Source organism: Pseudomonas sp. Au-Pse12 (assembly GCF_021341665.1).
Lineage (GTDB): Bacteria > Pseudomonadota > Gammaproteobacteria > Pseudomonadales > Pseudomonadaceae > Aquipseudomonas.
In genome coordinates this window covers 100,081-110,622 of record NZ_JAJTTH010000015.1, presented here as the reverse complement: position 1 = coordinate 110,622, position 10,542 = coordinate 100,081, and the positions used below count along the sequence as shown (strand labels likewise).

Genomic DNA, 10,542 nt, shown 5'->3' with positions numbered 1-10,542 from the left:
ACTTCGATGAACCGAAGCGTAACCGCTGTCGAAAATCGTGTAACTCATTGAATCTCAAGGAGTTTTCCGTTTCGACTGCGCCGGAAGTGGGGCGAATTATAGGCCTATAGAATCTGCCGTCAACAGTTTTGTTCATAAATCTGTCAAAACGGTCAAAAAGCCCCATAAAAGCAAAGGCCGGCCCCTGGGGGCCGGCCTTTACGCCTTACGACTTACAAACTAGGGAACGCGAACTGCGAGGCTTCATGGCTGGCGCGCTGCGGCCAACGCTGAGTGATTGCCTTGCGGCGAGTGTAGAAACGCACACCATCAGGACCGTAGGCATGCAGGTCACCGAACAGCGAGCGCTTCCAGCCACCAAAGCTGTGATAGGCCACAGGCACCGGCAGCGGCACGTTGACGCCCACCATGCCCACTTCGATTTCGTCGCAGAACAGACGCGCCGCTTCACCGTCACGGGTAAAGATGCAGGTACCGTTGCCATACTCGTGATCGTTGATCAGTTGCATGGCCTCTTCCAGGCTGTTGACCCGGACGATGCACAGCACAGGCCCGAAAATCTCTTCCTTATAGATGCGCATCTCTGGAGTGACACGGTCGAACAGGCAGCCGCCAAGGAAGAAGCCGTCCTCATGACCCGCCACGCTCAAGCCGCGGCCGTCCACCACCAGCTGCGCGCCCGCGGCAACGCCGTCTTCTACATAGCCACTGACCTTGTCACGCGCCTGGGCGGTAACCAGCGGCCCCATGTCCAGACCACAGGAAGTGCCGGCACCAATCTTCAGCGCCTTGATCTGTGGCACCAGCTTGGCAACCAGGGCATCAGCTACCTGGTCCCCCACACACACGGCTACCGAGATCGCCATGCAACGCTCGCCACAGGAACCATAGGCGGCCCCCATCAGCGCACTGACCGCGTTATCCAGATCGGCATCCGGCATCAGTACCGCGTGGTTCTTCGCCCCGCCCAGTGCCTGGACGCGTTTGCCGCGCTTGGTGCCTTCGGCGTAGATGTATTCGGCAATCGGCGTCGAGCCGACAAAACTCAGCGCCTTGACTTCCGGCGCCTCGATCAGCGCATCCACCGCAGTCTTGTCACCGTGCACCACGTTCAGCACGCCTTTGGGCAGGCCGGCTTCATGCAGCAGTTCGGCAATCAGCAGGGTCGAGCTTGGGTCGCGCTCGGAAGGCTTGAGGATGAAGCAGTTGCCACAAGCGATCGCCAGCGGATACATCCACAGCGGCACCATGGCCGGGAAGTTGAACGGGGTGATGCCCGCCACCACGCCCAGCGGCTGGAAATCGGACCAGGCGTCGATGTTCGGCCCCACGTTACGGCTGTACTCGCCCTTCAGAATCTCCGGCGCCGCACAGGCGTACTCAACGTTCTCGATTCCGCGCTTCAATTCACCCGCGGCGTCTTCCAGCGTCTTGCCATGTTCTTCGCTGATCAGTTGGGCAATGCGTGCTTCGTTTTGCTCCAGCAGTTGCTTGAAGCGGAACATCACCTGGGCGCGCTTGGCCGGTGGTGTATTACGCCAGGCCGGGAACGCGGATTTGGCAGAGTCGATGGCCTGCTGGATGGTTTCACGGCTGGCCAGCGGCACTTTATGAATCGCCTGACCGGTGGACGGGTTGAATACGTCGGCACTGCGACCGTTGTCGCTTACCAGCTCACCATGGATCAGGTGTTGAATCAGACTCATGCGGGGACTCCTGAAAGGGGGAAGGCGCAGGCACGAACCACTTCGTGCCTGCTTCTATATAAGAAGGATCGAATCAGTCGAGCTTGCTCAGCACTTCGCCAACCGCATCGAACAGGCGATCGAGGTCCTGCGGCTTGCTGTTGAAGGTTGGGCCGAACTGCAGGGTGTCGCCGCCAAAGCGCACGTAGAAGCCGGCTTTCCACAAGGCCATGCCCGCCTCGAATGGACGCACGATGGCGTCACCATCACGCGGGGCAATCTGGATCGCGCCGGCCAGGCCGAAGTTACGGATGTCGATCACGTTCTTCGTGCCCTTGATGCCATGCAGTGCATTCTCGAAATGCGGGGCGACCTCAGCCACGCTCTGCACCAGGTTTTCCTTCTGCAGCAGATCCAGCGCCGCCAGGCCTGCCGCACAAGCCACCGGGTGCGCCGAGTAGGTGTAGCCGTGCGGAAACTCGACGGCGTACTCAGGCGTCGCCTGGTTCATGAAGGTCTGATAGATCTCGGAGCTGGCAATCACCGCGCCCATGGGAATGGCGCCGTTGGTGACTTGCTTGGCCACGCACATCAGGTCCGGGGTCACGCCGAAGCTGTCAGCACCGAACATGGCACCGGTACGACCGAAACCGGTGATCACTTCGTCGAACACCAGCAGGATGCTGTGCTGGTCGCAAATTTCCCGCAGACGCTTGAGGTAACCCTGTGGTGGCACCAGTACGCCAGCCGAACCCGCCATCGGCTCGACGAAGACCGCTGCGATGTTGGAAGCGTCGTGCAGTTCGATCAGTTTCAGCAGCTCGTCAGCCAGGGCGATACCGCCCTGCTCCGGCATGCCGCGGGAAAACGCGTTGCTGGCCAGCAGGGTGTGCGGCAGGTGGTCGACGTCCATCATCGCCTGGCCGAACAGTTTGCGGTTGCCGTTAACGCCCCCCAGGCTGGTGCCGGCGATGTTCACCCCGTGGTAGCCACGGGCACGGCCGATCATCTTGGTCTTGGTCGACTGGCCTTTCAGACGCCAGTAGGCACGCACCATTTTCACTGCGGTGTCAGCGCACTCGGAGCCGGAGTCAGTGAAGAACACGTGGTTCAGGTTGCCCGGGGTCAGGTCGGTGATTTTTTCCGCCAGTTGGAACGACAGCGGGTGACCGTATTGGAAACCCGGGGAGTAATCCAGGGTGCCCAGTTGCTTGGATACCGCCTCCTGGATCTCCTTGCGCGAGTGACCGGCGCCGCAGGTCCACAGACCGGACAGCGAGTCATAGATCTTGCGGCCCTTGTCATCCACCAGCCAGCTGCCTTCGGCGCCGACGATCAGGCGCGGGTCACGCTGGAAGTTGCGGTTGGCGGTGTAGGGCATCCAGTGAGCGTCAAGCTTGAGCTGACTGGCCAGGGACTGAGGAGCGGTTTCCGGCATGTTCATGAGCAAAACCTCGCAAGGCAATGAAGCGGCGTAGGAATAAAAGCGTTGTTGCAGCTAAGTTGCCACGGCTATAAAGTCGGTGAAATCCAACTTTAATAACCTTCAGTCTGGCATCCACTAAACTATGAGCAGCCGTCGAGCCGACCCGCTGGCGCAAGTCAGCGACTTTGATATCCGCCTGCTGCGCATCTTTCGCAGCGTGGTGGAGTGCGGCGGCTTCTCTGCCGCAGAGACGGTGCTCGGCATCGGCCGCTCGGCCATCAGCCAACAGATGAGCGACCTGGAGCAACGCGTCGGCCTGCGCCTGTGCCAACGCGGACGCGCCGGCTTCTCCCTCACCGAAGAAGGCCGCGAGGTCTACCAGTCGACCCTGCAGTTGCTCAGCGCCCTGGAAAGTTTTCGCACCGAGGTCAACGGCCTGCACCGCCATCTGCGCGGCGAGTTGATCATCGGCCTCACCGACAACCTGGTAACCCTGCCCCACATGCGCATCACCCACGCCCTGGCGCAATTGAAGGAACGCGGCCCGGACGTGCAGATCCAGATCCGCATGATCGCCCCCAACGAAGTCGAGCAAGGGGTGCTCGACGGTCGCCTGCATGTCGGCGTGGTGCCGCAGGCCAGCGCCCTGCCCGGCCTGGAATACCAACCCTTGTATGACGAACGCTCACTGCTGTACTGCGCGGTGGGTCATCCGCTGTTCTACGTGGACGACAAGCAGCTGGACGACCAGCGCCTCAACGACCAGGACGCCATCGCCCCGACGTTCCGCCTACCGGCCGAGATCCAGGCCCACTACCAGGCCCTGAACTGCACCGCCAGCGCCTCCGACCGCGAGGGCATGGCCTTCCTGATTCTCACCGGGCGCTACATTGGCTACCTGCCGGACCATTACGCCAGCCTCTGGGTGCAGCAGGGCCGGTTGCGCGCCCTCAAGCCCAAGTCGCGCTTCTATGACCTGAGCCTGGCATCGGTCACGCGCAAGGGCCGGCGCCCCCATTTGGTGCTGGAAAGCTTCCTGGAGAGCCTCGCGGCGACCCGCTGAAAATCCTCCAGACACCTGCAAGGTCCTTCGCTCGATGCCCCTGATCGGCAACACGCAAAAACAACCTGGACAGCTTTTTGCAAAAAAAACGCCCGCAGACACTTCAACCCGAACGCCACGCAAAGCGTGGTGAATGACACAAATCCGGCGCCGGAAAACCATAGCCTGAAGGCCCATTGAGGCTTTTGTCGCACCAAGGCTTGTCGGATCAACCTGGGTGCGCTATCAACGCACAGGTTGCACCCACAGACTTGCTCGGAAACCTCCATGACCTTTGAAGTCCCCGCCCACAGCGCTCCTCACCCCGGCAAACCCGCCAGCCGCATTCGGCAGAAAAATGAAGAGGCCATCATCCAGGCCGCCGAAAACGAGTTCGCCCGCCACGGTTTCAAAGGCACCAGCATGAACACCATCGCGCAGAATGCCGGCCTGCCCAAAGCCAACCTGCACTACTACTTCACCAACAAGCTGGGGCTGTACATCGCGGTACTGAGCAACATCCTCGAACTCTGGGACAGCACCTTCAACACCCTCACCGCCGAGGACGACCCGGCCGAAGCCCTGACCCGCTACATCCGCGCCAAGATGGAGTTTTCCCGCCGCCAGCCGCAAGCCTCGCGAATCTTCGCCATGGAGATCATCAGCGGTGGCGAATGCCTCAGCGAGTATTTCAGCCAGGACTACCGCACCTGGTTCCAGGGCCGCGCCGCGGTGTTCCAGGCCTGGATCGACGCCGGCAAGATGGACCCGGTGGACCCGGTGCACCTGATCTTCCTGCTGTGGGGCAGCACCCAGCACTACGCCGACTTCGCCACGCAGATCTGCCGCGTCACCGGCCGCAGCCGGCTGACCAAGCAGGACATGGAAGACGCCGGCAACAACCTGATCCGCATCATCCTCAAAGGCTGTGGCCTGACGCCCGCCTCTTAAAAAGACCGATACGCATGCCTTTTACCTTGGCCGGCCTTTGCGAATACCGCGAGGAAATTCGCAAAAGCCGCTTCATCACCTACGCCGCGCCCATCAGCAGCGCGGCCGAGGCTCAAGCCTTCATCCAGCAGCACAGCGACCTCAACGCTTCGCACAACTGCTGGGCGTGGAAACTCGCCGACCAGTACCGCAGCAACGACGACGGTGAGCCCGGCGGCACCGCCGGGCGGCCGATCCTCGCGGCCATCGAGGCCCAAGACTGCGACCAGGTGGCGGTGCTGGTGATCCGCTGGTACGGCGGCATCCAGCTGGGCACCGGCGGGCTGGCCCGAGCCTATGGCGGCGGTGCCAACAAATGCCTGCAGGGCGCCGAGCGCATTGCCCTGGTCAACCGTGTGCCACTGCGCTGCGCCTGCAGTTTCAGCGAGCTGGCACTGGTCAAACTGCGGGTCGCCGAACTGGGCGGTGTGCTGGTCGAGGAAGACTTCACTGCCAATGGCGTAGAGCTGCAACTGGCCCTCGGCGAAGCGCAGATCGACACCCTGCAGCACCAGCTGGCGGACCTGAGCCGCGGACGCATCCTCTTGCAGCGCTGAGTGCACCAACCCGGCCCGGGGCGTCCTGTGCATAACCCGCCCGGGGCTGGGGCACTTGCCCACATCTACTGTGCACCCGACTGTGGATAAGCTGAGTACATAGCGCTGTAACCCTTCTGCAACGTGGCTTTGCGAGCTTTGTTCATTTTTTGTCCAAAGCTCGAACGGCGCGCTTTTTTCCACAGTAAAACAGCGGCTTAGGCCGGTTTATCGCGGTTCGAAGACAAGCCGGCCGTGCTTATGCCCGAGCTCCGGGCTTGCACACAAATACTGTGGAGCAAGCTGTGGATAACCCGTGCAAGGCTGCTCCAGCCCCTGACTGCACAGGGCCTGCAGGCAACTGATCATTTTCTGCCCAACCCCAGCGGGACAAAAACGGCGCCTTTTCAAGCACTTTGCCCCGAACTGGTGCCAGCACCCGACGCCTTCCAGATCATCCGGGTGCCGCCGGGCGCGCGGCCCAGGCGTTCCTGACCCACTGGCCAGGAAATTGCTTTATCCACAGGCACACCTCCCAGTAGCCGAGCCTGTCATGCCCAATCCTCCTGCCTCCAGCGGCCAGACACCGCGCCTGCAACTGCGCCAGATCAGCAAAAGCTATCCCGGCTGCCGGGCCAACGACGCCATCGACCTGAGCATCGCCCCGGGCGAAATCCATGCCTTGCTGGGTGAAAACGGCGCCGGCAAAAGCACCTTGATGAAGATCATCTACGGGGTGCTCCAGGCCGACTCAGGGGAGCTGTTCTGGCAAGGCCGGCGCCAGCTCATCGCGAATCCGGCCCAGGCCCGTGGCCTGGGAATCGGTATGGTGTTCCAGCATTTCTCGCTGTTCGAAACCCTCAGCGTGGCGCAGAACATCGCCCTGGCCATGGGCCCCGACGCTGGCCCGCCGCGCTTGCTGGAAGGCAGGATCCGCGAGGTCTCCCAGCGCTACGGCATGGCCCTCGAACCCCACCGGCTGGTGCACAGCCTGTCCATCGGCGAGCGCCAGCGAGTGGAAATCGTCCGCTGCCTGATGCAGGACATTCGCCTGCTGATTCTCGACGAACCGACCTCGGTACTGACGCCGCAGGAGGCCGACGATCTGTTCGTGACCCTGCGCCGGTTGGCCGACGAAGGCTGCAGCATCCTCTTCATCAGCCACAAGCTCGCCGAGGTACGCGCCCTGTGCCACAGCGCCACGGTGCTGCGTGCCGGCCGGGTGGCCGGGCATTGCATCCCGGCGCAGTGCTCGGCCCCTGAACTGGCACGGCTGATGGTGGGCGACGCGGCGGCGCTGATCACCGACTACCCGAAAGCCCATGGCACGAATGACTTCCTGCGCATCGACAACCTCAGCTGGGACAACCCCGACCCCTTCGGCTGCTCGCTGAAGCACATCAGCCTGCGCCTGCGCAGTGGCGAGATCGTCGGCATCGCCGGGGTCGCCGGCAATGGCCAGGACGAGTTGCTGGCGCTGCTCAGTGGCGAGCAGCGCCTGCCCCGCGGCGAGGCCGAACGCATCTGCTTTGCTGGCCTTGGCGTGGCTCATCTGCACCCCGATGCGCGGCGCCAGCGCGGCCTGGCGTTTGTTCCCGCCGAACGCCTGGGCCACGGCGCGGTGCCGGAGCTGAGCCTGGAAGACAACGCCCTGCTCAGCGCCTTTCAACAGGGCCTGGTGCGCCATGGGCTGATTCAACGGCGCCAGGTGCGGGACTTGGCCGAGCGCATCATCCAGCGTTTCGGGGTCAAAAGTGCCGGCATCCAGAGCCCGGCCCGCAGCCTGTCCGGCGGCAACCTGCAGAAGTTCATCCTCGGCCGCGAGATCCTTCAGCAGCCCCGCCTGCTGGTGGCCGCGCACCCGACCTGGGGTGTGGACGTCGGCGCCGCGGCAACCATTCACCAGGCACTGATTGCCCTGCGCGATGCCGGCGCGGCGATCCTGGTGATCTCCGAAGACCTGGATGAACTGTTCCAGATCAGTGACCGCATCAGCGCCCTGTGCGCCGGCCGGCTTGCCCCCCTCAAGGCCTGCACCGACACCTCGCTGATCGAAGTCGGCGGCTGGATGGCCGGCCACAACGCTTCCCTGCCCTCAGCCACCGCCCTGGCGGTTTAACGGAGCCCGTCATGCTGCTTTCACTTGAACCCCGCGGCCGCCAGTCACGCCTGATGCTCTGGTGCTCCCCGCTGCTCGCCGCGCTGCTGACCTTAAGCTGCGGCGCCCTGCTGTTCATGGCCCTGGGGCATGACCCGCTGCCGACCTTGCACACCTTGCTGATCGCCCCGATCAGCGACCTGTATGGGGTTTCCGAACTGCTGGTCAAGGCGCTGCCGATCCTGCTCTGCGCCCTGGGCCTGGCGGTGGCCTACCGGGCGCGGATCTGGAACATCGGCGCCGAAGGCCAACTGTTGCTCGGCGCACTGGCCGGCAGCGCCGTGGCGGTCAACCTCATCGAACTGCAAAGCCGCTGGGCGCTGGTGTTGATCCTGCTCACCGGCACCCTGGCCGGGGCCGCCTGGGCCGGGCTCACCGCCTGGTTGCGCACGCGCTTCAACGCCAATGAAATCCTCACCAGCATCATGCTCAACTACATCGCCCTGAACCTGTTGCTGTACTGCGTGCACGGCCCGTTGAAGGACCCCGCCGGGTTCAACTTTCCCGAGTCGGCGATGTTCGGCGACGCCAGCCGCCTGCCGTTGCTGATGGAGGACGGCCGAGTCCACGCCGGGGTGTATTTCGCCCTGCTGGCGCTGGTGGCGGTCTGGGTGCTGTTGCAGAAAAGCTTTGTCGGCTTCCAGATCAAGGTGCTCGGCCTGGACTCGCGCGCCGCCGGTTTCGTCGGCTTTCGCCAGAAGCGCCTGATCTGGCTGGCGCTGTTGATCAGCGGCGCGCTGGCCGGGTTGGCCGGGGTCTGCGAAGTCAGCGGCCCCATCGGCCAGTTGGTGCCGCAGGTGTCTCCCGGCTATGGCTACGCGGCAATCACCGTGGCGTTTCTCGGGCGCTTGAACCCCATCGGCATGGTGTTTTCCAGCCTGCTGATGGCGCTGCTGTACATCGGAGGCGAAAGCGCGCAGATGAGTCTCAACCTGCCCCAGGCCATTACCCAGCTGTTCCAGGGAATGATGCTGTTCTTCCTCCTGGCCAGCGACGTGCTGATTCTCTATCGACCGCGCCTGAACCTGCGCTGGGCGCGCCGCGACATTCCCGCCACCGCTGCCGCAGGAGCCCTGTGATGGATATCGATCTGCTGAGCAATATTCTCTACGCCATGGTGCGCTGCGGTACGCCGTTGCTGCTGGTGGCCCTGGGGGAGCTGATCTGTGAAAAGAGCGGCGTCCTCAACCTCGGCCAGGAGGGCATGATGCTGTTCGGTGCGGTGATCGGTTTTATCGTCGCCCTCAACAGCGGCCATTTGTGGCTTGGCGTGCTGCTGGCAATGGCCGCCGGGATGCTGCTGTCGGCGCTGTTCGCCCTGGTGGCCCTGGTGTTCAACGCCAACCAGGTGGCGACCGGGCTGGCGTTGACCATCTTCGGCGTCGGCCTGTCGAGCTTTGTCGGCGCGGCCTGGGTCGGCAAGCCGCTGACGGGGTTCGAGCCCCTGGCACTGCCATTGCTCAGCGACATCCCGCTGATCGGCCACATGCTGTTCGCCCAGGACCCGCTGGTGTACCTGTCCTTCGTCCTGTTCGCCCTGGTGGCCTGGGTGCTGCTCAAGAGCCGGGTCGGCCTGATCATCCAGGCCGTCGGCGAAAACCCCGATGCCGCCAGCGCCATGGGCCTGCCGGTGCTGCGGGTGCGGACGCTCGCGGTGCTGTTCGGCGGGGCCATGGCCGGGCTGGCCGGGGCCTACCTGTCCCTGGCCTACACGCCGATGTGGGCCGAGAACATGAGCGCCGGCCGCGGCTGGATCGCCCTGGCGCTGGTGGTGTTCGCCAGCTGGCGCGTGTGGCGCCTGCTGCTCGGCGCCTACCTGTTCGGCCTGGCCAGCATCCTGCACCTGGTGGCCCAGGGCCTGGGGCTGGCGATTCCGGCCAACCTGCTGGCGATGCTGCCCTATGCCGCGACCATCCTGGTGCTGGTGCTGCTGTCCCGGGACGCCTTGCGCACCCGCCTGTATGCGCCGGTATCCCTGGGCCAGCCATGGCGAGCGGGGCATTAAACGACCGGCGCACGCCCCGCTGGAGCCGGCTTGCCGACGAAGCCTTTCACCGGCAGCAACTGGGCCACGCACCAGGCCAGCTCGAACAACAGGAACACTCCGATCAACGCCGTGGCGCCGTGCATCAAGGCATAGACCTGCCAGCTGGCGAACAGGACGCGCCCCACCGCGTCGTAACGGCCAAACGCCTGCTGCGGATCGCGAATCCGCAGCACCGCCCACACGCAGACAATCGAGCCCATCAGGTTGGCCATCAACAGGTGTGCCGGTTCGAAAGGCGGCAGGCTGCCCGGCAGGTTGAGGGCCTGGGCGGTGTTCTGCAGCAGCCCGTGCAAGGCCATGAAACTCCAGGGGGTGACAAAGGCCAGAGTCACCAGCAAGTCGTACCAGCCGCTGGCCCGGACCAATGTCCGATATTGCTCGGTCGTCCACATGGATGTCGCTCCATCAATTCAAGGAGCGCGCAGGCTAAAGCCTGGAGTATGCTCCAGGGTCAAGCCCTTTCGAGACCCCGGCATGCGCATTGGAGAATGGGCCGCAGCCTGCACCGTCAGCCGCGCCACCTTGCGCTTCTACGAGCTGCGCGGGCTGATCGCAGCGCCTGGGTTTCAGCCTGGGGGAAATCGTCGGCCACTTGCGCCAGGAGCCGCAACCTCGGCTCGGCCAAGCCTGTCCATTGAATCCGTGATCCTCACTTATC

9 protein-coding genes and 1 pseudogene are annotated in these 10,542 nt (G+C 63.7%); 7 read left to right on the top strand and 3 right to left on the bottom strand.

The features are described from left to right. Positions 1 to 212: 212 nt before the first annotated feature. Positions 213 to 1,706, bottom strand: coding sequence for a CoA-acylating methylmalonate-semialdehyde dehydrogenase (locus LXM55_RS30035; protein WP_233323747.1), 1,494 nt, complete (start codon positions 1,704 to 1,706; stop codon positions 213 to 215). Positions 1,707 to 1,779: 73 nt separating this feature from the next. Then, the gene (locus tag LXM55_RS30030; protein WP_233323746.1) at positions 1,780 to 3,129 is read right to left on the bottom strand and encodes an aspartate aminotransferase family protein; all 1,350 of its coding nucleotides are present in this window, start codon (positions 3,127 to 3,129) and stop codon (positions 1,780 to 1,782) included. A gap of 124 nt (positions 3,130 to 3,253) precedes the next feature. On the opposite strand from LXM55_RS30030, the gene LXM55_RS30025 reads away from it, so the two are divergent. From LXM55_RS30025 to LXM55_RS30000, 6 genes are all read left to right on the top strand, one after another. Beyond that, a complete protein-coding gene (locus tag LXM55_RS30025; protein ID WP_233323745.1) occupies positions 3,254 to 4,174 on the top strand; it encodes a LysR family transcriptional regulator in 921 nt (306 codons plus the stop codon). Between the two features lie 267 nt (positions 4,175 to 4,441). After that, a complete protein-coding gene (locus LXM55_RS30020; protein WP_233323744.1) occupies positions 4,442 to 5,104 on the top strand; it encodes a TetR/AcrR family transcriptional regulator in 663 nt (220 codons plus the stop codon). Between the two features lie 14 nt (positions 5,105 to 5,118). Further along, entirely contained in the window at positions 5,119 to 5,700 is a 582-nt protein-coding gene (locus LXM55_RS30015; protein ID WP_233323743.1) for an IMPACT family protein, read from the top strand. A gap of 532 nt (positions 5,701 to 6,232) precedes the next feature. Beyond that, positions 6,233 to 7,798 carry an ABC transporter ATP-binding protein gene (locus LXM55_RS30010; protein ID WP_233323742.1) on the top strand — a complete coding sequence of 522 codons (1,566 nt, stop codon included), beginning with the start codon at positions 6,233 to 6,235 and terminating at the stop codon, positions 7,796 to 7,798. A gap of 11 nt (positions 7,799 to 7,809) precedes the next feature. Next, entirely contained in the window at positions 7,810 to 8,916 is a 1,107-nt protein-coding gene (locus tag LXM55_RS30005; protein ID WP_233323741.1) for an ABC transporter permease, read from the top strand. Beyond that, a complete protein-coding gene (locus LXM55_RS30000) occupies positions 8,916 to 9,842 on the top strand; it encodes an ABC transporter permease (RefSeq protein WP_233323740.1) in 927 nt (308 codons plus the stop codon). The genes LXM55_RS30005 and LXM55_RS30000 overlap by 1 nt, the downstream gene beginning before the upstream one ends. Here LXM55_RS30000 and LXM55_RS29995 read toward each other — a convergent pair. Then, positions 9,839 to 10,276 (bottom strand): hypothetical protein, encoded by a 438-nt coding sequence (locus tag LXM55_RS29995; protein ID WP_233323739.1) that lies wholly within the window; start codon positions 10,274 to 10,276, stop codon positions 9,839 to 9,841. The two genes, LXM55_RS30000 and LXM55_RS29995, sit on opposite strands and share 4 nt — an antisense overlap. A gap of 82 nt (positions 10,277 to 10,358) precedes the next feature. Between LXM55_RS29995 and LXM55_RS32855 the strand changes: the two are divergent. After that, positions 10,359 to 10,530 (top strand): annotated as a pseudogene (locus LXM55_RS32855) (hypothetical protein). Positions 10,531 to 10,542: the final 12 nt, after the last annotated feature.